We start from the raw sequence: 23544 nt of genomic DNA, 5'->3' as shown, positions 1-23544 counted from the left end.
ATAGGCGGCCCTTGCCTCCCGGAGCCTGTCACTGCAATGCCCCTGATCAGCCACTTCAAGACCCCGTGCCCCGAGCACATCAATAGCCAGATCCTGCAGATGGTGGTCGACAACCTGACTGACATCAGTATGGTCGCGATCCCGCCCAGCAACCTGCTGTACAACCTCTATCAATACGCGATCGGCTTTGAGGTGCACCTGTATCTGGAGGCGCTCAACGGTGAAAAAGGCATTGCCGTGGAGTTGATCGTTGCCACTGACGAAGACGATCCGCAGAAGGTGCTCGGCTTTGTGCTGTACCTGCCGGTGCAGGACGACCCCGAGGCCTGTGGCGTGGCGTACATGGCGGTACAGGCCGAGTATCGGCGCCAGGGTGTGGCCCGACGGATGCTGCGGGAAATGGTCGACCGCTATCCCCATGCCGAGCTGACGTGCGCGGTGGCCAAGGTGCCGTATTTCGAGGCGATGGGCTTTCAGGTGGTGGGCGTGCGTGCGACCCAGGTGTTGATGAATACCCGCGACCACAGCACCGATGGCTTGATGGCGTTGCTGGACGTGGCGTCGATCTACAGCTCGCTGGAAGTGCGGCAGATTCATACCTACCTGCTGCAAAAGCACGGCAAGCGGGCCATGACCGACGCGGAAAAACAGCGCGACCGGCATCTGGACCAAATGACGCGCAAGGCCAATGAATGTGTGCGCGAGCGCTTGGGTGATGAGGCAGTGCCGGCGAGTGGCCCAAAACTGCGTTTGGTCTAGATCCATTGTGGGAGCGAGCCTGCTCGCGAAGACGGCGTCACATCCAACATCAATGCTGCCTGACCCACCGCTTTCGCGAGCAGGCTCGCTCCCACATTTAACGGCGGTCAGCGCTTAAGCCAGCTTCACATTCATGGTAATCCGCGCCGTGAACACCTTCTTGCCCTCGGCATCGTGAATGTCCACCGGCACGATCTTGTCGCCTTCGGTGCTCCAGTCCACTGCATCCCCTTCGGCCACCGCCGTCACATCGCTCTTTGCCTTGGCCAGGTATTCCACGGTCATGCCCTTGGGAATCCAGCGCGCGCCGGCAGGAATGGACACGTCGGTCATCATCCCGGCGGCCAGCTCGGCGGCGTTGCACATCGCTATCGCATGCACCGTCCCCAAATGATTGGTGATCTCCCGGGCAAACGGCACCTGCACGGTGGCCGAGCCTTTGCGCAAATCCTGGACCAGCGGGTTGATGGTGGAGAAGTAGGGCGCCACCTGGCAGGCCATTTTGCTGAACGCTTCCGGCCCGGCGCTGTTGAACATGCTGAGGAACTGACTCATTTTTTTGCCTCTTGAGGATGACAGGTTGCAGAACAATCTTCCGTAACAGAATAATGTTCTGTGACGGAACAGTATTCTGTCGAAGAGAAATCTGTCAACCTGACGCCACTTGTTCGCTGGCAACCGCCAGCCTCCACCCATGACTTTTGCGGACTGTTTTTCAGCATGGATACCGCCGATCTGCTCGAACGCTGCTACCCCGGACGACGCGCCGAACTCAAGCGCGACATCTTCAGGAAGGCCCTGTGCCTGTTCAACGAACAGGGGATCGAGGCCACCACCATCGAAATGATCCGCGCCGAATGCGATACCAGTGTCGGCGCCATCTATCACCACTTCGGCAACAAGGAAGGCCTGGTGGCGGCGCTGTTTTTTACCGCCCTGGATGACCAGGCCCGTTTGCGCGACAGCTACCTGGCGGATGCACACACCACGCAGGCGGGGGTGCACGCGCTGGTGCACAGCTATGTGGATTGGGTCGATAGCCAGCCGGAGTGGGCGCGGTTCCAGTACCACGCGCGATTTGCCGTCACCAAGGGGCCGTTCAAGGATGAACTCGCCACCCGCAACAAGGCGCGTAACAAGCAGTTGCTGGAGTGGCTGGGGGCACAGGGCCATGAGCTGGGGAGTTTTCCGGCGGAGCTGATACTGTCGCTGATCATCGGCCAGGCAGACAGTTATTGCCGCGCGTGGCTGTCGGGCCGGGTCAAGGGCAGTCCGAGGGCGTACCGGGACATGCTGGCGCAGGCGGCGTGGCGGTCGTTGTGCGCCCCCGAAACACAATGACTTTTCCCTGTGGGAGCGAGCCTGCTCGCGAAGACGGCGTCACATCCAACATCAATGCTGCCTGACCCACCGCTTTCGCGAGCAGGCTCGCTCCCACAGTGATTTGTGTGGGTTTTTCAGAGGCAAAAAAAGAGCCTCAAAGCTCTTTGATGGGGAGGAAGTAGAGCCCTTGAGGCTCAAGATGCGCATGAAGCAGGCGGTGAGCTTGGTAGGGGTTCAGTGCACTCACCACCTACGCAGCGGCTTGCACAAGCAAGCGACTGCGTAAGTTCATCCTAAAAAGACCGAGTGTTTCACTCAAGTACCGCTAGTCGCATCCCCCGGCCAGCCGGCGCGGCGCAACGCCTTGAGCAGGGTTTCGGCATCCAGCCCCGGCACCCCATGCCCGTTGCCTTCGGCTGTTTCGGCGGCGAGCAGGGCATTGATGATGGCTTCTTCCACGGCTTCGGTGGCGGCCAGGAACAGCTCGCTGATGTGGTCGTTGTTGACCATGCTCAGGTTGTTTGTGGTCGGCGCTTTCTTGCTCTCGTAGGCCGCCGGTGGCACGTGATCGTTACCGGTGGCGAAAGCGATGAAGATGTCGCCGCTATGGTCTTCATTGCCGCCGCCGGTGCGGGCCAGGCCGAGGCTGGCGCGTTGGGCCAGGCGCGTGCACTGGTGCGGCAGCAACGGCGCATCGGTGGCCAGGCAGACCACGATCGAACCCATGCCCGGATGGGGCAGCGAGGCCTTGAGGAACGGCGAATCGACCTGTTCCATGTAGCGCCCGACCGGATACCCGTCGACGCGCAGTTCGTTGCGGATGCCATGGTTGGCCTGGACAATCGCCCCCACTGTCCAGCCGCCCTGGGCGCTGTTCAAGCGTCGAGACGCGGTGCCGATGCCGCCCTTGAATTCGTGGCAGATCATGCCGCTGCCGCCACCGACATTGCCTTCGGCCACCGGGCCACCCGCCGCCGAGCGCACGGCTTGGGCTACGTGTTCAGGCTTCACGTGAAAGCCGTTGATGTCGTTGAGCAAGCCGTCGAAGGTTTCCAGCACCACCGGCATGTTCCAGTAGAGGCGTCCGTCATCGGCTTGCTGCTCGCGGTCGACCACGATCAGCGCATCGCGCACCACGCCCAGGCTGTGGGTGTTGGTGAAGGCGATGGGGCTGGTCAGCAAGCCCGCTTCGCGAATCCACTCCAGCCCCGTGGCATCGCCATTGCCGTTGAGTACATGCACGCCGGCAAAGCACGGTTGCTGACTGGTGGAACCGACACGCGGCTCGATGACGGTGACGCCGGTGAGGATGTCGCGGCCGTTGGCCGTGCGTCCTCGTACATCACAGTGGCCGATCCGCACGCCGGGGACGTCGGTGATGGCATTGAGCGGACCGGGTTGCAGTTGGCCGAATTGGATGTTCAGGTCGCGGGCACGTGGTTTCATGGGTTTTCTCATCTTCGATTCGTGGCAGAAAAAAATATTTGTTGGGCACCACGGACACTGTGGGAGCGAGCTTGCTCGCGATGGGGTCGTTACATTCAACATCTATGGCAACTGATCCACCGCTATCGCGAGCAAGCTCGCTCCCACAGGGGTATGCGGTGTCCTTGCTATTGACCGTTCTTGACCTTGCTCCAGATTCGCGTGCGCACGCGTTCGGTCGCTGGCGGCAGGGGCTGGAGGGTGAACAGGGTGGCCATGGCTTCGGCAGACGGGTAGACGGCCGGGTTGTTGCGGGTCGCTTCGGCCACCAGCGTGGTCGCGCTGCGGTTGCCGTTGGGGTAGTTGAGGTGATCGCTGACCGGGGCGATGACTTCAGGGCGCATCATGTACTCGATGAAGGCCATCCCTTGTTCCGGGTGCGGGGCGTCCTTGAGCAGCACCAGGGTGTCGAACCACACCGGTGCGCCTTCCTTGGGCAGGCTGTAGGCGATCTTCACGCCGTTGCCGGCCTGCTCGGCGGTGGTCTTGGCTTCGAGCATGGCGCCGGACCAGCCGAGCGCCACGCAGATGTTGCCGTTGGACAGGTCGCTGATGAACTTCGACGAGTTGAAGTAGGCAATGTGCGGCCGCAACTTCAGCAGCAGCGCTTCGGCCTTCTTGTAGTCTTCGGGGTTGGTGCTGTTGGGCGGCAGGCCGAGGTAGTGCAGGGCGACCGGCAGCATCTCCGACGGCGAGTCGAGCATGGCCACGCCGCACTCGCCGAGCTTGGCCAGGTTCTCCTCCTTGAACACCAGGTCCCAGGAATCCACCGGCGCCTTGTCGCCCAGTACCGCGCGCACTTTGTCGACGTTGTAGCCGATGCCGTTGGTGCCCCACAGGTACGGCACGGCGTACTGGTTGCCCGGATCGTTGTTGGCCAGTTTCGCCAGCAGATCGGTGTCCATGTTCTTGAAGTCCGGCATCTGCGCGCGGGGCAGTGGGGCGAGGGCACCGGCCTTGATCAGGGTCGGCAGACTGAAGTTGCTCGCCACCACCACGTCGTAGCCGCTGCGGCTGGTGAGCAATTTGCCTTCGAGCACTTCGGCGCTGTCGAAGGTGTCGTAGACCGGCGCGATCCCGGTGTCTCGCTTGAAGTCGTGCAGGGTCGTGGGGCCGATGTAGTCGTACCAGTTGTACACGTGCACGGTCGGGGCTTCGACGGCTTGCGCCGACAACGACACCGCCAGACAGGCGCCAAACCCCAGATTGAAATACAAGCGGTGACGACTCATGATGCGGCACTCCTGGCCTGTTGCGGCCGGTGGTAATCAGGAGTTTGCAGCGTATCGACCGGGGTGGCCTTCACCCATTCCCATCATGGGTTACTCAAAAGGGGTAGTGCGTGGACGCGTTGTTGAAAGAGTTGCCGGTGCACCAGGGGCTGGCGCGGGTCTTCGCGACGGTGGGGCGGGACGGTTTCTGGCGGGCGCTGGTCGATACCCTGCGGCTGCTGGTGCCGCTGGACAACGCCCTGGTGGCGCTGATGCGCCCGGGCCACGTGCCGCGCCTGCTGATTGATTTCGATGCCAAGGGCAACAGTGCCGAGCAGGAAGAACTGGCGGACTACCGCGCCGGCATGTACCTGCTCGATCCGTTCTATCAAGCCGTGTGCGCCGGCATCGCCGACGGCTTGCACAGCCTCGAATCGGTGGCCCCCGACCAGTTCCAGCACAGCGAGTACTACCTGAGTTACTTCAGCACCGTGGTCGGTGGCGACGAGTTGCAGTTCATGGTCAACCTCGACGGCGCCGTGCTCGGCCTGTCCCTCGGGCGTTCGACGCGCTTTGGCCTTGAGGATCAGGGGCGCCTGCTGTGCGTGCGTGACTGGGTGCTGTCCGCGATGCGCCGCCACCTGGAGTTGCTGCCACCGGAAGGGCCGGTCGCCGAACCGCCGGCGGGTGACCTGGCGACCTTGCTCGATCGCTTCGACGCCCGCCTGACCGTGCGGGAAATCGAAACCGCGCGCCTGATTCTCCAGGGCTTCTCCAGCAAGGCCATCGCCCAGCAAATGGGCATCTCCCCGGAGACGGTGAAAGTGCACCGACGCAACCTCTATCACAAGCTCAACGTGAACGGGCATGGCGAGTTGTTTGCGCTGGTGTTGCAGCCGCGTTAATCCGGGTTGAGTGGTTGACCAAGGCGTCGCCTTCGCGAGCAGGCTCGCTCCCACAGTTGAACTGCATTCCATTGTGGGAGCGAGCCTGCTCGCGTAGGGCGCTATGCGGTCTTCAGCCCTGCTGTTGCTGCCAATGCGCCTTGAGGTATTCGATGAACACTTTCACCTTGCGCGTGTTGCGCCGGTGGGCCAGGTACAGCACGTAGATCCACGGCCCGAACGCGCCGGGTTCACGCCAGTACTGCGGCATCAAGTCGACCAGTTCGCCACGCGCCAGATAGGGCGCGGCACTCCACTGCGGAATGAACTGCAAGCCCTGTCCATCGAGCAGGCAGGCCAGCAGAAAGTCGTAGTTGTCGCTGGCCACCCGTGGCGTCGGTTGTGTCAGCCGAATCCGTTGTTCGCCTTGCTTGACCCACCAGAAATGCCGGTTGAGCAGCGGGTGGCGGAAGATCAGCCAGTCGTGCTGCTGATAGTTCTCCAGTGAAACATCCTCGCCCTTGCGCGCCAGGTAAGCCGGGCTGGCGCAGAGCAACACCTGGTTTTCCACCAGCGGCTGCGCGATCACGCCAGGCAGGTCGATGGGGCCGTCGCGCAGGGCCAGGTCGTAGCCGCCGTCCACCGGGTCTTCGAAGTTATCGCTCAGGTCCACTTCCAGTTTGACCTGCGGGTACGCGGTCAAAAAGCGACAGCACACCTGGTTCAGAAAAGCCGGCGCGAACGAGGGCGGGGCGGTGATCCGCAGGTCGCCGCGCAGTTCATGCTGCAACTGTTCCACATCCTCGGTGGCCAGTTGCAGTTGCATCAGCGCCTGACGCGCGCCTTCCAGGTAGATGCGACCGGCTTCGGTCAGCGCCATGCGCCGGGTGGTGCGGTCGAACAGGCGCGTGCCGAGTTCTTCCTCCAGTTGAGCCACGGCCTTGGTCAAAGCCGATGGGGTCTTGCCGAGCAGGTCGGCGGCGCGGCTGAAATTACCCTGTTCGGCGGTGGCGACGAACATGGTCAGGGCACTCATTTTATCCATTTATCTATTCCTGATAGGCACAGAAGTTGTGCGGGAGCAGGCATTCAGTTCTCGATTCGGCTTGGATAGTCTTGGCTACAGCCCAACAAAAATAAAGAGCCGCCCATGAAACAGATTCTGACCCTGGCCGCGTCACTTGTCCTGGCCTGTTCCTCGATGGAAAGTATGGCCGCTGTCGATCTCATCCTGCACAACGCCAGGGTGTACACCGCCGAACCCGGCCAGCCCTTGCAGCAGGCCATAGCGGTGGAGAACGGCAAGGTTTCGGCGGTGGGTTCCGATGCCCAGGTGCTGCGGCTCAAACAGCCGGGCACGCGCATCGTCGACCTGGGCGGCAAGGTGCTGATGCCAGGGTTTATCGACTCGCACTCGCACACGGTGAAGGGCGGCCTGCAATTGCGTCAGGCCAATCTGGACGGTGAGTTGCTGGCGCTCGACGAGCTGGAAAAACGCCTGCGTCAGTGGCGCGAAGACGGCAAGGCCAAACGCGGTGACATCCTCAGCGTCGGCGGCTTGCCATCGACCTACTGGAGCCAGGTCGAGGCGCTTGAGCAGCGCTTCAATCAGGGCGAATGGGCAGACACGCCGATTCTCTTTCTGGGCTGGGACCTGCACACGGGGTGGGCCAACCGGGCCATGCTTCAACGTGCCGGTGTGGATGCCGCGCGGGTCAAGGCGTTGAAGGACGAAGAGCAAGCCACGATCGGGCATCACGACGATGGACGGCCCAATGGCTTCCTGGTCGACGCCGGACTGTATCCGGTGCAGGCCCTGCTGCCACCACCGACCACCGAGGAATTGATGGCGGGCGCGCGTGCAGCACTCGACTATTACAAAAGCCTGGGCATCACCGGTTGGATGGACCCCATCGCCAATGAAATTCCCGGTGGCGATGTGAACAATCAGTCGCTGGGGGTGTTGCCGATCTACAAGGCGCTGGCCGAACGCGGCGAGTTGACTGCGCATGTGGCCGCATTGCTGATGGCCGATTCGAAAGCCACACCGGCCGATCTCGATGAACTGGACAAGGTCCGCCAGCAGTTTATCGGCGTGCCCAACCTGACCCTGCCGGGCATCAAGATTTTTGCCGACGGCGTGGCGGAAGTTCCGGCGCAAAGCGCCGCCATGCTGGAGCCCTACAAGGACTCGAAAAAATCCGGCGAATTGCTGATCGACCCGGCGCACTTCGGCGAGCTGGTCAGCGCTGCCGACGCCCGTGGCTGGCTGGTGCACATCCACGCGATTGGCGACCGCGCGGTGCGTGAATCGCTCAACGGCATCGAACAGGCGCGCAAGGATCGGCAAAGCGGGATTCCCCACTCCATCACGCACCTGCAAATGGTCAACCCCAAGGAGTTCGCCCGCTTCAACCCCCTCAACGTGATTGCTTCGATGCAGCTGTATTGGGCCATGGCCGATGAGTCGAGCATGGACCTGGTCAAGCCCTATGTCAGTGCCATGGCCTTCCTGTATTCGTACCCGGCCCGCTCGCTGCTCAAGCACGGCGCGACCATTGCCGGCGCCAGCGACTGGCCGATCACCACGCCGGATCCGTGGAAGGCGATCTACCAGGCGGTCAGCCGCACCGGCCCCAAAGGTGTGCTCAACGCCGCCGAAGACATCGACCGCCAGACCATGTTCCAGGCCTACACCCTCAACGCCGCCCGCACCCTGCGCCTTGAAGAACAGATCGGTTCGCTCAAGCCGGGCAAACAGGCCGACATGATCGTCCTCGACCGGGATGTCTTCACCGTCAAGCCCGAGGCCCTGCGCGATACCCGAGTGTTGCAGACCTGGTTCGCTGGCCGCGAGATTTTTGCCCTTAAACGCTGATTCCATTCAGACCGGACACAGTACCTGTGGGAGCGAGCCTGCTCGCGAAAGCGGTGTATCAGGCAATACAGATGTCGACTGACACACCGCCTTCGCGAGCAGGCTCGCTCCCACAGGTTAATCACCCATGTTAAGAAAGGAACACCGCTCGTGAAACTGCATTGCTTCGTCACCGACACCCACAGCCCACAGATCCGAGGCCAGCAAATCGGCGAAACCTGGGCGGCGCAAATCGGCAAGACGGTGGCGCTCTATCTCGACTTTTTCAATCAGGTGGGCGTGGCGCCCGAGCAGGTGCGCGCCCTGGGCGAAGCCAGCCTGCAAGCACTCACCGACTGGAGCCCGAGCCTGGCCCAGGAACTGCAAGCCACGGCCGAAGGCGCCGGGATTCCCCTGTGGCAACTGGCGAGCCTGAACGCCCGCACGGAAATCCTCGCGGTGATGCCGGCCTCTCTCGAGGGCGAATGCTCGACAGCGGTCTTCGCGCCGGCGGGGGCCGATGCGCCCAGGACCCTCCAGACCTGGGACTGGCACGATTCGCTGGTGCCCCACGGCATGCTGCTGCAACTGACAAACCCTTCCGGCATGACCGTCAAGCTGTTCACCGAGTTCGGCATGCTGGGCAAGATCGGCGTGAACAGCGCCGGCCTCGGGCTGCACTTCAACATCCTCCACCACGCCAGCGACAACGCGGTAGCCGGGGTGCCGGTGCACGCCATTGCCCGACGGATCCTGGAGGAGGCGACCAGCGTTGAAGAGGCCATTGCCCTGGCGCGGTCGGCACGGGTCAGTGCGTCGACCGTCCTGACCGTGTTCTCGAGTCGTGATACGGCGCCACGGGCGGCGAGCATTGAAATGTCCGCCGCCGGCACCGCTGTGGTCCTGCCCGGCGAAGACGGCTGGATCACCCACACCAATCACTTCCTTGACCCGGTGCTGAGCCTTGGCGAGCGAACGCCGGATGCATCGACCACCTACGCACGCCTGGCCCATGTCGACGCGGCGCGGGTCGACATGATCCATGGCGACTTGAATCGCCGAGCAGCGGCCATGTGTGGTGACGCTGGCGACGAGGCGCCGATCTGTTTCCATCCGGACCTGAGCCTGCCGGCCACCGAGCGCTGGGAAACCCTGCTGACCATCGGCATCGACAGCGAAAACGCGGTCCTCGAATACGCCGCCGGCAACCCGATGCTGCTGGCCCGCGACGGCTTTCAGCGCTTCTGAAACGACGTCCTCCATAACAACAAAAAGAGCACTCGATATGGCTAGTTACGGTCATTCCCCGGCGGGTTCGCAGTCCGCCCTCAGAACCTTCTTCGTCTCTGGCATGGGCACCGCGCTGGAGTTCTATGACTTTGTCATCTACGGCACGGCGGCGGCGCTGGTGTTTCCCAAGGTGTTCTTCCCGCAGATGGACCCGTTGACCGCCACGCTGTTTGCCTTCGGCGCCTTTGGTGCGGGCTTTTTTGCCCGGCCGTTGGGTGGCATGGTGTTCGGGCACTACGGCGACAGGATCGGCCGCCAGAAAATGCTGGTGATCACCCTGTTGCTGATGGGCTTGAGCACCCTGTTGATCGGCTGCCTGCCGGGCTATTCGTCGATCGGCCTGGCCGCGCCGGCACTGCTGGTGTTGCTGCGGTTGATACAAGGCTTCGCCGCCGGTGGTGAGTGGGGCGGGGCGGCGCTGTTCGGCATCGAGTCGGCGCCGCCCGGTCGACGAGGGTTGTGGGGCAGTTTCACCAGCATGGGGATCGGCATCGGCGGCATCCTCGGCGCGGCCGTGTTCGGCATTGTCAGTGTCGCCTCCAACGATAATCTCGCCGATTTCGCCTGGCGCATTCCCTTCTGGCTGGGCGGTGTGCTGGTGTTGATCGGGCTCTATGCGCGGCTGCAAAAACCCGTTGAACAGCGTGTCGAACACAAGACGCCGGTGCGTATGCCACTGATCGCGGCACTGCGGGCGCGGCCCAAAGAAATGCTGCTGTGCACGGGGATCGCGTTTGGCTACGTGACCATCGCCTACATCGGCAGCACGTTCTTTTTGTCGTACGCCACGCAGATCGGTTACGGCAGCACCGATGCACTGATCTTCGATTTTTCGCTGTCCGTGGCCATCGTCATCACCGCACCGCTGTTCGCCTTGCTCTCCGACCGGATCGGCCGCCGCAAGGTCATGATCCTCGGCGCGGTCATCATGGCCGTCGGGTTTTTTGCCTTCTTCCCGTTGGTCGGCATGAAAAGCCTGCTGGTATCGACCCTGGCCTACATCGCGGTTGGCGCGTTCATGGGAGCGACACAGGGGCCGATTCCGGCCTTTCTCGCAGAGCAGTTCCCCCGGGAGATGCGCTATTCGGGGATGTCCGCCGCCTACCAGATCGGCGCTGCACTTGGCGGCGGTACGGCGTCGAGCGTGGCCACGGCGATCCTGATTGCCACCCATCACAATGCGGTGGGTGTAGCCGTGTACGGCTCGGTGGCGCTGGCGATTGTCGCGGTCTGCTCTTTCTTCTTGAGGGAAACCGCGCACTTGAGCATGGCGCAGATTGATGAGGTGGCGGGAGAGGGAAGGCATCCGTCGGTGGCTGGTTTAGCTACACGCCCTTAGAATCAAAAGATCGCAGCCTGCGGCAGCTCCTACAGGGTTTTGTATTTCCTGTAGGAGCTGCCGCAGGCTGCGATCTTTTGCTTTTCAATTGCCGAGCTTGAACACCAACGCCTTCAACCCACACTCGACATCCGCATCCGGAAACTCCGGCGGATTCTCCAGCCGCTGCTCAAACCGCAGCCCCGGCGCCTCACGAGTCACGCCATCGATCAGGAAGTCCGCCCCAAACGCCGGGTCGTTCATGCAGGCCAACACCGTGCCTTCAGGGCTGAGCAATTCCGGCAGGCGACGCAGTACCCGCTGGTAATCCTTGGTCAGCAAAAAGCTGCCTTTCTGGAACGACGGCGGGTCGATGATCACCAGGTCGTACGGGCCTTTGCCGATCACCTTGCCCCAGGACTTGAACAGGTCGTGGCCGAGAAACGTGACCTTGCCCAGGTCGTGGCCGTTGAGCCGGTGGTTGTCGCGGCCACGGCTCAGGGCCGGGCTCGACATGTCGAGGTTGACCACGTGGCTCGCGCCGCCTTCGATGGCCGCCACCGAGAAGCCGCAGGTGTAGGCGAACAGGTTCAGCACCCGCTTGCCCTGTGCATGGGCGCGGACCCAGTCGCGGCCGTAGCGCATGTCGAGGAACAGCCCGGTGTTCTGCTTGCGGCCCAGGTCGACCCGGTATTTCAGGCCACCCTCGGTGATGGTCATTTCTTCGATGACGTCGCCCAGCAGCCATTCGGTGGTGCTTTGCAGCAGGTAGCGATGTTGCAGCAACAGCGTATGGGCGCCGGATTTTGCCCACTGTTCAGACTGGGTGATCGCCATCAGCCGCTGCTTCAGGTCTTCCAGCTGCCCGGCCTCCGGCTCCTTGAACAACGCCACCAGCACCACGCCCTGCAACCAGTCCACGGTCACTTGCTCCAACCCCGGCCAGCAGCGGCCACGGCCGTGGAACAGGCGGCGGGTTTCGGCAGGGGCGGCCGCGAGGGCGGTCAGCAGGTGCTGGTCGAGGGTGGCGAGGGCTTCAGGGTTCATCGGGTCGGGTCGGTGGCGTGGAAAGGGGCGGCATTTAACCATAAATGCGCACTCGACGGACCACACAAGTCCCCCTGTGGGAGCGGGCTTGCTCGCGAAGGCGTAGTGTCAGCCGCTATTAATGTTGGCTGACACTACGCCTTCGCGAGCAAGCCCGCTCCCACAGGGTTTTCGGTGCTCGCTATGCGCGAGTTATCACGTTTAATTTAACTTTACGTGAGGATTTGGCGATCTTCCGGCTCCCATAATCGGCTCCAACGAATAACAACCGGGAGCCGGACATGTCGCAGTCAACTGCTTCACCCAAGGCCAGTCATCCACGCTGGCTACGCCTGACCCACTGGCTCAACGCCCTGGCGGTGCTGGTGATGGTCACCAGCGGTTGGCGCATCTACAACGCCTCGCCCCTCTACGAATTCAGCTTTCCCAGGTCGATCACCCTCGGCGGCTGGCTCGGTGGCGCGCTGCAATGGCATTTCGCAGCGATGTGGTTGCTGGCGATCAACGGCCTGATCTACCTGGCCTTCAACCTGTTCAGCGGGCGCCTGAAGCGGCGTTTCTTCCCGGTGTCGCCCAAAGGCGTGCTGCACGACCTGTGGGCCGCCTTGCGCGGAAAACTCGGGCACGCCGACCTCAGCCATTACAACCAGGTGCAACGCGTCGCCTACCTGTTCGTGATGGTCGACATCACGCTGCTGGTGCTCTCCGGGTTGGTGTTGTGGAAGTCGGTGCAGTTCCCGCTGCTGCGTGAATTGATGTTCGGTTACGAAGGCGCACGCCGTGTGCACTTCTTCGCCATGGCGCTGTTGGTGGCCTTCGTGGCAGTGCATCTGCTGATGGTCGCGCTGGTGCCGAAAACACTGTTGGCCATGATCGTCGGCCGCAAGGAGCAAGCATGAAAAAGCGCATTCAGATCCCCGGGCTGGACGAATCTTCGATCCTCACCGACGCCCGCAAGATCCTCGCCCCGCAAATCGAAGACCGCTCGCGGCGTTCGTTCCTGCTGCGTGGCCTGACCCTCGGCGGCGTGGCCATGTTGTCCGGTTGCAACATCACCGACAACGAAAGCGTCGACACCGCGCTGTCCTCCATGTCGCGCTTCAACGACCGGGTACAGGGCTGGCTGTTCAACCCCAACGCCATGGCGCCGACCTATCCCGCATCAATGATCACCCGGCCGTTTCCCTTCAATGCCTTTTACGGCATCGACGAGGCGCCGACAGTGGAGGAGGAGAGCTATCGCCTGGAGGTCAGCGGCCTGGTCGCCGACAAACGCAGCTGGCGCCTCGAAGAGCTGCGCGCCATGGCCCAGACCGAGCAGATCACCCGGCACATTTGCGTCGAAGGCTGGAGCGCAATCGGACGGTGGGGCGGCGTGCGCTTCAGCGATTTCCTCACGCGCATCGGCGCCGACACCGACGCCAAATATGTCGGCTTCAAATGCGCCGACGACTACTACACCAGCATCGACATGGCCACTGCGCTGCACGCACAAACCCTGCTGGCGCTGACCTGGGACGGCGCGGTGCTGCCGCGCGAGTACGGCTTCCCGATGAAGCTGCGCATGCCCACCAAGCTTGGCTACAAGAACCCCAAACACATTCAGGCGATTTTCGTCAGCAACACCTACAGCGGCGGTTACTGGGAAGACCAGGGCTACAACTGGTTCGGTGGCAGCTGACGGATGCCTGGGCATTGCATACAACCACAACCCACGCTCCAAGGAGTTTCATCATGAAAAAGTTGACCACCGTTGTACTGTCCATGTGCCTGGCCGTTGGCGCTGCCTCTGTATTTGCGGCTGACACCATGAGCAACGACAGCATGAGCAAGGATTCGATGTCCAAGGATGCCATGTCCAAGGACGCGATGAAGAAAGATGCAATGTCCAGGGATGCGATGAAGAAAGACGCGATGTCCAAGGACTCCATGAGCAAGGACGGCATGAAAAAAGACGCCATGTCCAAAGATGCGATGAAGAAGGACGCCATGTCGCAGTAAACATCAGCCGCCTCCAGTGGGAGCCCCCACTGGGGGAGCGGCAATCGATGGAGAAGGTGCGTCGCAGCCAGCAAACAATTAGTTACGATGCCAGTCTTGCCGAAAGTGCACGCGCAACCAAAACTGCATGTTTAAAGTGCTGTACTCAATTCGCGGTAGAAAGAAATAACATGCTCTCACCTAGTATTTCATCATTAAACAGTCTGGCCACTAGCAAGCAAGCTGACACACCGACAGTGGCGGCACCATCTTCCGAACACTATTTTCTTTCTTCTTTTTCTCCCGCCAATGGCGATCTGGTGTTAGGCCAGATATCCGTTGTAAGCAAGGGAGGCTCAATATGGACGCCAGTTCGTCTGCTGGGAAGTCTGTTGTCAATGTTTAATATAGTGGTTCAAGAGCCTGAGTCGTTTTGTTTTCAAGATGCGGAGTGCACGGAAATAAACGACAGGCCGGATTCGATCGTGGATTTGGTGGACATGATGGAAATGGTCTTGAAGGAGGAGCGTCAGCGTAAAAAATCAAGAGTGAACAACGAGCCGGTCAGGCAGCTCTCGAGTATAACTATTCACAATTCTAACGTTGATTCGGCGAGGGGGGCAGTCCATGAGAAGGCTTGCGTCTGGAACTTTTGCAATGGTTTTCTTAAGGCGATGGGTGAGGTTGAGGAAAGTATTGAAGACTCCAAGGTCAGTGGTGGCAGCGCATTGACGGATTATTGCGGTATTTTTTTGCATAATAAACTTGATCAGTTGTTTTTAGAGTTATGCAAGCATCCTCGTTACATTCCGGTAGATACACTTCTCGCAACTGCAAGTAAACAGAAAGAACCCCTCGATGGGAAACCATGGCAACGTATTCATAAACCCGCCGCCCATTTATTTTCGATTATCAGCAAGGACATGATTGATGCGTTCACTCGGCCTCAAAGCAAGTCCGAGCCTACAGCCCGCATTCATTTTTTTCTGGATGACATCAAGATAAATGATGTGGTTGACGGGACTGACACAGATGCCAGTAGAACAACGTCTGAGGAACTGCGTCATCTCTATCAACGCAGGGATGAGTTGGGCGATACGGTGAGGTTCTATCAAGATAACCTGGCGGTACCATCGCCGTGGGAGCAGGATCCGGAACTGTGGAGTCGATGCAAAATAAGTGTCAATTCTGCTCAAGCGCCATCAGCACCTGAAAAAACCATAACCAAAAACGTTCAAGCCGACTCAAAGGGAGAGATGAGTGAATCGGTTTCATCCCTGTTGACAGATGAGTATTACGATCTTCTTCGTGATTTCGCTGGTATTGAGATCGCGAGAGGAAATATAGGCTCTCCGGCGGAAATTAGTAAAAGGTATGAGGAGGGAGAGTGGGGTGAATTTATTACCCTGGAAGAATTTGCGTCTCTTTTAACCTATGAGGAATTTTATAGGTACATACAGCCTTGTTTGGATAAGTTTGATTCAGAAAAAAAGGGTATTAATACAATCGTAGTGTATATGGTGTCTGCGCTGAATAAGCTGAGAGAATCTACGCGTTCTACATATTGTGATAACTTTGTTGTAGGCAAGTTTTTTGTAGACAAGTTTTTTGCAGCGCGCAAGAATCTGTTAGATGAGTTTCGCAAACACAGCTACTTGCCCAACTCTGTTATGCCGATAAAGCCGGTTCCTGATCGTCATGATCAGAAATTTGCGGACCTTGATCAGATATTCGACTTCAAGAGAAATGATAAAGATGAGTATGAGTTTGTCCGGAAAAGCGATGGCGAAAGCTGCAAGCTGAACGGCGTGTTTTCCTATGTCATCCTTCCAGAAAAACCTGATCATGTTTATTGCGGTGTGGGAAATGGTCTGCAGAATTCGAAAGGGGGGGGGAACATATATCGGTTTTTTAATCCAGACTACGTAGAAGGTCACAGTTCACTGGCTCAAGGTAAAGATGTGCTGTTTGCTGGTGAATTTCTGTTTGAAGACGGACAGCTGAAGCTCTGGACTAATGGCAGTGGTCATTATCTACCAGTAGCTGAGCTTCGTTTGACTAATTTAACGGAAGTTGTTAAGCGCATACTTCCTGAAGATTTATTTCGAGATCACGATAAACTGACGGAAACTGAAAGGACGGCGCGCAATAGGTATTTGCGGATTTCGGAGGAGGACGAAAGCATTTTGAGGGATCGTTACCCCGCACTTGCCAACTATGATTCCGCCCCCAAAACCGATCTAGATGTCTTCAGGAAATTAATGATTGATAGAGGGTTGGGGTACCGGGTGGACGTACGATTTAGTGATACGAAAAGCGCAGGCGCCGTAGGAAGAAAAAAATGAGATGAAGTAACCGCTCCCATCGACGCCGCTACGAGCAGAGTACTCTGGGGGGTATGACTTGAAATCATACCCCCGTGACTTGTAATGGTTACAACCCACCCAACGCCAGGTGTTAAAAAATCGCAAACCAGCTCAGTCGTTCGGTGGAGCCGATATGACTATCAGCAAGGTGCCGTTGCAAGTGTTGTTTGCGCTGACGTCTTCGCGGGCAAGCTTCCCACAGGGATCACCACTGAACCTGTGGGAGCGGCGATGCGGCGATCCGACTTGCTCGCGAAAGCGTCCTTGCAGACGCTACAAATCCCGGATCAGAAGTAATACCCGATGTTCATGTACAACTGATTCTCCCAATGATCCGTCCCGCCCACCCCAAGGCTCTGGGTATAGCTGCTGCCTCCAATGTACGGATCGTTCTTGCCGAAGATCCATTCCGTGGCGATCCACAATTTGCTGAACGAGAACGAAGTGCCGAGGATCGCCCGCTCGGAGGTCTTGAAGTCATCGGCGGATTTGTCGAAGGCGCTGTAGTTGGCGTAGAGCTTGACCCCGCTGATCTGGTCGAACAGGTACTTGCCGGCCACGTCATAGCTGAGGTCCGCCACGTACAGGTTGCCGCGGCTGGCGACGTTGTAGGTGCCGTCGTAACCGCCGAAAGTCACCAGTTCATCGGTACCGGGGTTGCGTGGAGACATCTGCTGGCGCGCTGCCTGCAACTGCACGCCCCAGGGGCCGTTCTTGCCCAGGTAGTGCAGTGCGACGGCATTGCGCCGGCCGTCTTTGTCGGTGTCGCGGTTTTGAATGCTCGACGTCAGGCCGGACAGGCCGACCTCGGATTTCCACGGCCCCAGGTCCAGCGCCCTGGCTACGCGCAGCACCACGGTGTGGCGTTCCTGGTTGTCGCTGCCGTCGGTCACGTAGCTGTCGGCTTCCGATACCACGCTGGAGTAGGTGACGCCATTGCTGGTGCCTTTGCCTTGCCAGGCCGGGCGCAGGTAGTAACCGGCCTGGACGTTCCAGTCGCCGCTTTGCTGGATGTACTTGGCGCCGACCTGCTGCACGTCTTCCAGGCCGATGACGTTGCCCAGGGTTTCGTAGAAGGTGCTGCCGAAGTACGGCTGCAATCCGAACGGCACCGAGTTCAGGCCCACTTGCACCTGCTGGTCGGGGTTGAACCTGTAGCCGGCCCACGCGTACTTGGCGAACTGGATGTCGCCGTAGTTCCTGGTGTACTGGTAGGGATAGGAGCGGCCGTAGAAACGGTACTGGGCCTCACCGATCCAGGTGTCGGAGTTGTACTTGGCGCTGAGGAATACGGTGTCCAGGCCGAATTTCTGGATGTCGCGGTCCGGGTCGTAGTCCCAACGGGCCCGCACCGCGCCGCCGAGGTCGAGATTGTCGGTGACTTGCACGGCCATGGCCGGGGCAGCAAAGGTGCAGAGTAGCGCGAGGTACAAAGGACTCAAGCGCAGGGAAACAGGGAAGGGCATGTGGCAGCTCTCGGTTATTTTTATTTGAGATGCCGGCCAGTCTTGCGATCTGAGCTGCGATGAACAAACGATTAAAAATCCGCTGAAACCTTCCTCGAACGCATGTTACTGAAAAAATCCTGTAGGACAATGTATCGCCGTCATGGGATCCTTGCGCCCTGTCACTGGTCCTTGAGAGCCTTTCATGAAACGCAAAATGCCCGGCCTGAATGCGCTCAAAGCGTTCGAAGTGGCCGGTAGCACAGGCAGCTTCACCCGCGCCGCCGAACTGCTCAACGTCACCCAGAGCGCGGTCAGTCGCCAGGTGCGGCAGCTGGAAGAGCAACTGGGCGAAAACCTGCTGGAGCGCCGTCACCATCACCTCGAACTGACCAGCGCCGGCCGGGTTTTGCTGCGGGCATTGCACCAATCCTTCGACAAGATCGAGCTGACGGTGCGCAGCATCCAGCAGAAATCCCATGCCAACCGCCTGCACATCAACGCGCCGCCGACCTTCACCAACCGCTGGCTGATGCCGCGCCTGGGGCGCCTGCGCGAGAAGCATCCAGAGCTGGAGTTGAGCATCACCACGCGCCTGCAGGACAGCCTGGCGGAAACCAGCACGCTGGACTGCGCGATCCGGTTCGGCAACGGCGAATGGGATGGCCTGGACAGCTCGTTACTCTTCAAGGAGCGGCACATCGCGGTGTGCGCGCCATCGCTGTATGCGCGGGAGTGGAGCGAGCAGGGCATCGACCTCAATCGCCTGACGCTGCTGCATGTGCTGGCCCGGGAAGACCAGCGCTACCTGACCTGGAAACACTGGCTGGACGCGGCACGCATCCATGGCGTCGATACTCAGGGCGGATACGAATTCGACCTGCTCGACCTGGCGATCCGCGCGGCCATCGATGGCCTGGGCATCACCATCGCCGACTGGCACATGGTCGCGCCGGAGCTGGCCAGCGGGCAGCTGACCCAGGTGCTTAACGTGCATGTCGAAGGCCATCAGTCGTATTGGCTGGTGACCCGGCCGGAACAGTCACTGCCGCAGTTGCAGGTGTTCAGCCAGTGGTTGCAGGAAGAAATCTGGCTGGCGCAAAGGCAGCTCGAACCCTCCACCGCCGTCACCTGAACCCCCCTGTAGGAGCTGCCGCAGGCTGCGATCTTTTGATCTTGCTTTTAAAAGCCAGGATCAAAAGATCGCAGCCTGCGGCAGCTCCTACAGGGTAACGTGCGTTTTTTGAATGTTATCTCGCTCAATAAATCGTTTGTCCAACTTGCGCCGGATGCCAAGACTGCTCGAACTGGATAAAAACAACGATGGGCGATGCACATGCGACTCGAGCGAAACTTTGTTAACGGGCAATTCAATGAGCCGGCCAGCGCTGCGTTGATCGCCGTCTATAACCCGGCCACCGAAGCGCTGATAGGCCACGTCTCGGCCGCCACCCGCGACGAAGCCACGGTTGCCGTCGAAGCGGCTGCAGCGGCGCAGAAAACCTGGGGCAAGCTGACCAGCATCGAGCGCGCCGAACACCTGCGCGCTTTCGCCGATGCCCTGGAGGCCTGCGCCGAGAACATTGGTGAAGCCCTGGCCGCCGAGTCGGGCAAAAGCGTGAGCGATGCCAGCAACGAAGCCCGTTACGCTGCGCAGATCACCCGTTATCACGCCGAATGGGCGCGCCGCATCGAAGGCGAGATCATTCCCAGCGACACACCGAACGAAAACCTCTTTCTGCACCGCGAACCGATTGGCGTGGTCGCCTGCCTGATCCCGTTCAATTACCCGGTCTACACCTTGCTGCGCAAAATCGCTCCGGCGCTGATTGCCGGCAACACGGTGGTCGTACGCCCGAGCAACAACACGCCGACCTCGGCCTTCGAAATCGCCAAGGCTGTACAGCAATCCGGCATGCCGGCTGGCGTGATCAATATCCTGACCATGGATCACGCCACCGCCGCCACGGTTTGCACCCACAAAGCCGTGGGCCTGATCACCCTCACCGGCAGCGTCAATGCCGGGCGCATCGTGCTCGATTATTGCAAGGCCAACATCGCCAAGCCGTCCCTGGAACTGGGCGGCAAGACCCCTGCGATCATCGAGGCCGACGCCGACCTCGAAGCCGCCGCCAGTGCGATCGTCGCCTCCAAGACCACCCACTGTGGCCAGTTGTGCACGGCGGTGGAGCGGGTCTATGTGCAGGAAAGCGTCTACGACCAATTCCTCGGCCTGCTGAAAGAGAAAATCAGCGCCGTGAAATACGGTGACCGCGCCACCGACGCCAGCCTTATGGGGCCATTGGTCAATGCCAGTTCGCAGCAGAACATCCACGCCATGGTCGAGCGCGCCATCGCCGACGGCGCGGTGCTGGAAACCGGTGGTGTGCTGCCGGAAGGCAAGGGCCATTTCTATCCGCCGACCCTGCTCAGTGGCTGCCGCCAGGACATGGAAATCATCCAGGAAGAAATCTTCGGCCCGGTGCTGCCAGTGCTCAAGTACCGCGACATCGACGAAGCCCTGGCCATGGCCAACGACCACCAGTTCGGCCTGTCGTCGGTGCTGTACACCGAGAACTATCGCACCGCGCAGAAAGTCGCCAACGCCATCGAGGCGGGCGAACTGTACGTCAACCGCACCCCGGCCGACCCGTACCAGGGCTTCCACGCCGGCTGGAAGCGCTCGGGCCTGGGTGGTGATGACGGCAAGCACGGCATGCTCGAATTCACCCAGACCCGCCTCGTGGTCATGAAGTACTGATTTACCCGGAGCACCCCTCTCGCTTATGTGGGAGCGGGCTTGCTCGCGAAGACGTCTTATCAGTCGACATTGATGGTGCCTGACACTCCGCTTTCGCGAGCAAGCCCGCTCCCACATTGGCCTGAGTACACCTGAGTCATATAAAAACAATTATTCGAGCGCCCGGACCACCGGGTGCCAGAGGTCTACTCGATGTCCAAGCCAGCAACCACTGTTGCCGCTGTTCAGGGTTCGAACGCGGGTTCAAAAAGCCAAAGCGACAAGGGAAGTCGTTATTTCCAACTGATGCTGTTGGTGCTCGCCGCCGGTGCGATCTATCCGATCCTGTACCTGCGCCAGGTCTACCAGACCACCATGCTCGAGGTGTTCCAGATCAGCCACAGCGAGCTGGGCTACCTGTACTCGATGCTCGGCACGATCTTCCTGCTCTCGTATTTGCCCAGCGGCTGGCTGGCGGATCGCATCGCACCACGCTTCCTGATTTTCTTCTCGCTGGTGGCCACCGGTGCCCTGGGCCTGTGGTACTCCACCGCGCCGTCGATGACCGGTTTGATGATCATCTTCGGTTGCTGGGGCCTGACCACCGGTTTGACCTTCTGGGCCTCGGTGCTCAAGCGGGTGAAGATGATTGCTCATCACACCGAGCAGGGTCGGTTCTTCGGCATCCTCGACGGCGGTCGCGGTCTGGTCGAAGCCCTGCTGGCAACCGTCGCCCTGGCGCTGTTCGCCTTCGCCACCGAAACCCGTGGCGAGTCGGTGGCCGAAGGCTTCAAGCACGTGGTCTACCTGTATTCCTTCACCTGTATCGCCATCGGCTGCGTGCTGGTGCTGATCAAGGACCCGAAGGCCATGGAAGACGCGCCGACGGTGGAGAAGGGCAAGTTCAACCTGCTCAGCGACCTGACCACGCTGGTGAAAATCCCTGAACTGTGGCTGGTCACCGCCATTGTGTTCTGCGGTTACCACATCTTCTGGGCCACCTACAGTTTCTCCGATTACCTGCAGGGCGGCGGCATGACCGCGGTCATGGCCGGCACCATCACCACCATCAAGCTGTGGATGCGCCCAATCGGTGGCATCGGCGGCGGTTGGCTGGGTGACAAGTTCTCCAATATCTCGGTACTGGTCGTCGCGTTGTTCCTCGCTTCCCTGGCGATGATCGGCCTGATCGTGTTCCCGGCCCTCAACAGCCTCGGCCTGCTGATCGGCACGGTGATTTTCATCGGCCTGATGACCTACGCCATTCGCGGGCTGTACTGGGCGATTCTCGACACCTGCAACATTCCGCTGCGCATCACCGGCCTGGCCATCGGCATCGTCTCGGTAGTGGGTTACCTGCCGGATGCCTTCATTCCCTTGATCAACGGCTACCTCACCGAGCATTTCCCCGGTGCCTTTGGCTACAAGCTGTATTTCGGCTACATCGCGTTCGTCGGCCTGCTCGGGACCCTGGCGGCCCTCACGCTGCGTGCACGGATCAATCGTCAATCGTTAAAGAAGACAGGTGCCTGAGATGAAAATCGTCGCCCTTGAAACCCATATCGTTGCTGTTCCGCCACCGCACATCGGCGGGATGTACTGGCTGTTCGTCAAGATCAGGACCGACTGCGGCATCGAAGGCGTCGGCGAAATCTACGCCGCGACCTTCGGCCCCAAGGCCATGCTGCCGATCATCGAAGACGTGTTCGAGCGCTACCTGCTGAACCAGGACCCGCACCACATCGAACGCTTTTTCCGCCAGGCCTATTCGAGCGGCTTCACCCAGCGCCCGGACCTGACCATGATGGGTGTGGTCAGCGGTCTGGAAATGGCCTGCTGGGACATCATCGGCAAGGCGGCGAACAAGCCGGTCTACGAGTTGCTCGGGGGCAAGGTCCACGAAAAGCTGCGCTCCTACACCTACCTGTACCCGGTCAACAGCAAGGGTGAGTACGACTACGACGACCCGGACCTGGCCGCCGAGTGCGCCATCGAAAACATGAACAAAGGCTTCACCGCCGTGAAGTTCGACCCGGCCGGGCCGTACACCGCGTACTCCGGTCACCAGATTTCCCTGGAAGTGCTGGAGCGCTGCGAAACCTTCTGCCGCAAGATCCGCGAAGCGGTGGGCGACAAGTGCGACCTGCTGTTCGGCACCCACGGGCAGATGGTGCCGTCCTCGGCCATTCGCCTGGCCAAGCGTCTGGAGAAGTACGACCCGCTGTGGTTCGAAGAGCCGGTGCCGCCAGGCCAGGAAGATGCGATGGCGCAAGTCGCGGCCAAGACGTTGATTCCTATTGCCACCGGTGAACGCCTGACCACCAAGTACGAATTCTTCAAGCTGCTGCAGGCCGGCGGCGCGTCGATCCTGCAAATGAACGTCGCACGCTGCGGCGGCCTGCTGGAAGCGAAGAAGATCGCGAGCATGGCCGAGGCGTATTACGCGCAGATCGCCCCGCACCTCTACAACGGACCGATCGGCGCGGCGGCGAGTTTCCAGTTGGCGACTTGCACGCCGAACTTCCTGATCCAGGAAAGCATCATGACCTGGGGTGGTTTCCATGCCGAAGTCCTGACCAAACCCTTGCAGTGGGAGGACGGCTACATCATCCCGTCCACCGAGCCGGGCCTTGGCGTGGAGCTGAACATGGACGTGGTGCGCAAGCATTCGCCGTACACCGGTGAGCGGTTGCACCTGCAAATGGCGCCGACTCCGGCGGATGTCAAAGACACTTCGCCGGCCAGGGGCTGACGGGAGAGGGCGCAATCCCCTGTAGGAGCTGCCGCAGGCTGCGATCTTTTGATCTTGCTTTTGAAAAATCAAAAGATCGCAGCCTCG

Annotated in this window: 20 protein-coding genes; 14 read left to right on the top strand and 6 right to left on the bottom strand. The window is 60.2% G+C overall.

Annotated features, from left to right (window positions below; all coding sequences use genetic code 11):
* Positions 1-36: 36 nt before the first annotated feature.
* Positions 37-759, top strand: coding sequence for a GNAT family N-acetyltransferase (locus KW838_RS04125; protein WP_218500492.1), 723 nt, complete (start codon positions 37-39; stop codon positions 757-759).
* Between the two features lie 114 nt (positions 760-873).
* Here the strand turns inward: KW838_RS04125 and KW838_RS04120 are convergent, their stop codons facing one another.
* Complete coding sequence (locus KW838_RS04120; RefSeq protein ID WP_218500491.1) at positions 874-1314, bottom strand: hotdog fold domain-containing protein; 441 nt, start codon at positions 1312-1314, stop codon at positions 874-876.
* A 165-nt stretch (positions 1315-1479) separates the two neighbouring features.
* Here KW838_RS04120 and KW838_RS04115 point away from each other — a divergent pair, with 165 nt between their 5' ends.
* The gene (locus KW838_RS04115; RefSeq protein ID WP_218500490.1) at positions 1480-2100 is read left to right on the top strand and encodes a TetR/AcrR family transcriptional regulator; all 621 of its coding nucleotides are present in this window, start codon (positions 1480-1482) and stop codon (positions 2098-2100) included.
* A gap of 297 nt (positions 2101-2397) precedes the next feature.
* Here KW838_RS04115 and KW838_RS04110 read toward each other — a convergent pair whose 3' ends face one another.
* The gene (locus tag KW838_RS04110) at positions 2398-3528 is read right to left on the bottom strand and encodes a P1 family peptidase (protein ID WP_218500489.1); all 1131 of its coding nucleotides are present in this window, start codon (positions 3526-3528) and stop codon (positions 2398-2400) included.
* 167 nt (positions 3529-3695) lie between these two features.
* Complete coding sequence (locus tag KW838_RS04105; RefSeq protein WP_218500488.1) at positions 3696-4799, bottom strand: extracellular solute-binding protein; 1104 nt, start codon at positions 4797-4799, stop codon at positions 3696-3698.
* Between the two features lie 110 nt (positions 4800-4909).
* Here KW838_RS04105 and KW838_RS04100 point away from each other — a divergent pair, with 110 nt between their 5' ends.
* Positions 4910-5683 (top strand): helix-turn-helix transcriptional regulator, encoded by a 774-nt coding sequence (locus KW838_RS04100; protein ID WP_218500487.1) that lies wholly within the window; start codon positions 4910-4912, stop codon positions 5681-5683.
* A gap of 112 nt (positions 5684-5795) precedes the next feature.
* Here the strand turns inward: KW838_RS04100 and KW838_RS04095 are convergent, their stop codons facing one another.
* Positions 5796-6707: a LysR family transcriptional regulator gene (locus KW838_RS04095; protein ID WP_102702752.1), complete on the bottom strand. Its 912-nt coding sequence runs from the start codon at positions 6705-6707 to the stop codon at positions 5796-5798.
* A gap of 105 nt (positions 6708-6812) precedes the next feature.
* Between KW838_RS04095 and KW838_RS04090 the strand changes: the two genes are divergently transcribed.
* From KW838_RS04090 to KW838_RS04080, 3 genes are all read left to right on the top strand, one after another.
* On the top strand, positions 6813-8540 hold the full coding sequence (locus tag KW838_RS04090) for an amidohydrolase (RefSeq protein WP_218500486.1): 1728 nt from the start codon (positions 6813-6815) through the stop codon (positions 8538-8540).
* Between the two features lie 150 nt (positions 8541-8690).
* Complete coding sequence (locus KW838_RS04085) at positions 8691-9767, top strand: C45 family peptidase (protein ID WP_218500485.1); 1077 nt, start codon at positions 8691-8693, stop codon at positions 9765-9767.
* A gap of 37 nt (positions 9768-9804) precedes the next feature.
* A complete protein-coding gene (locus KW838_RS04080) occupies positions 9805-11148 on the top strand; it encodes an MFS transporter (protein WP_218500484.1) in 1344 nt (447 codons plus the stop codon).
* 84 nt (positions 11149-11232) lie between these two features.
* On the opposite strand, the gene KW838_RS04075 is transcribed toward KW838_RS04080, so the two are convergent.
* Positions 11233-12174: a class I SAM-dependent methyltransferase gene (locus KW838_RS04075; RefSeq protein WP_218500483.1), complete on the bottom strand. Its 942-nt coding sequence runs from the start codon at positions 12172-12174 to the stop codon at positions 11233-11235.
* Positions 12175-12455: 281 nt separating this feature from the next.
* On the opposite strand from KW838_RS04075, the gene KW838_RS04070 reads away from it, so the two are divergent.
* The 4 genes from KW838_RS04070 to KW838_RS04055 are packed head-to-tail and all read left to right on the top strand — an operon-like array spanning position 12456 to position 16499.
* Positions 12456-13073 (top strand): cytochrome b/b6 domain-containing protein, encoded by a 618-nt coding sequence (locus tag KW838_RS04070; RefSeq protein WP_218500482.1) that lies wholly within the window; start codon positions 12456-12458, stop codon positions 13071-13073.
* Positions 13070-13855, top strand: a complete 786-nt coding sequence (locus KW838_RS04065) for a molybdopterin-dependent oxidoreductase (RefSeq protein ID WP_218500481.1) — start codon at positions 13070-13072, stop codon at positions 13853-13855. Before KW838_RS04070 ends, KW838_RS04065 begins: the two co-directional genes overlap by 4 nt.
* Before the next feature lie 53 nt (positions 13856-13908).
* Positions 13909-14175 carry a pentapeptide MXKDX repeat protein gene (locus KW838_RS04060; RefSeq protein WP_218500480.1) on the top strand — a complete coding sequence of 89 codons (267 nt, stop codon included), beginning with the start codon at positions 13909-13911 and terminating at the stop codon, positions 14173-14175.
* 47 nt (positions 14176-14222) lie between these two features.
* Positions 14223-16499, top strand: coding sequence for a hypothetical protein (locus KW838_RS04055; RefSeq protein ID WP_218500479.1), 2277 nt, complete (start codon positions 14223-14225; stop codon positions 16497-16499).
* A 308-nt stretch (positions 16500-16807) separates the two neighbouring features.
* Here the strand turns inward: KW838_RS04055 and KW838_RS04050 are convergent, their stop codons facing one another.
* Positions 16808-17986 carry a hypothetical protein gene (locus KW838_RS04050; RefSeq protein ID WP_218500478.1) on the bottom strand — a complete coding sequence of 393 codons (1179 nt, stop codon included), beginning with the start codon at positions 17984-17986 and terminating at the stop codon, positions 16808-16810.
* Between the two features lie 184 nt (positions 17987-18170).
* Between KW838_RS04050 and KW838_RS04045 the strand changes: the two genes are divergently transcribed.
* The 4 genes from KW838_RS04045 (at position 18171) to KW838_RS04030 (ending at position 23457) form a co-directional block, all read left to right on the top strand.
* Positions 18171-19100: a LysR substrate-binding domain-containing protein gene (locus tag KW838_RS04045; RefSeq protein WP_218500477.1), complete on the top strand. Its 930-nt coding sequence runs from the start codon at positions 18171-18173 to the stop codon at positions 19098-19100.
* Positions 19101-19301: 201 nt separating this feature from the next.
* Entirely contained in the window at positions 19302-20726 is a 1425-nt protein-coding gene (aldA, locus tag KW838_RS04040; RefSeq protein ID WP_218500620.1) for an aldehyde dehydrogenase, read from the top strand.
* 192 nt (positions 20727-20918) lie between these two features.
* Positions 20919-22238: a nitrate/nitrite transporter gene (locus KW838_RS04035; protein WP_218500476.1), complete on the top strand. Its 1320-nt coding sequence runs from the start codon at positions 20919-20921 to the stop codon at positions 22236-22238.
* 1 nt (position 22239) lies between these two features.
* Positions 22240-23457: a mandelate racemase/muconate lactonizing enzyme family protein gene (locus KW838_RS04030; protein ID WP_218500475.1), complete on the top strand. Its 1218-nt coding sequence runs from the start codon at positions 22240-22242 to the stop codon at positions 23455-23457.
* Positions 23458-23544: the final 87 nt, after the last annotated feature.

This window comes from Pseudomonas sp. PDM27 (assembly GCF_019219205.1).
Taxonomy (GTDB): Bacteria; Pseudomonadota; Gammaproteobacteria; order Pseudomonadales; family Pseudomonadaceae; genus Aquipseudomonas; species Aquipseudomonas laurylsulfatiphila.
Note: the sequence above shows the minus strand (reverse complement) of the source record. Positions and strands in the feature narration are given on the sequence as shown.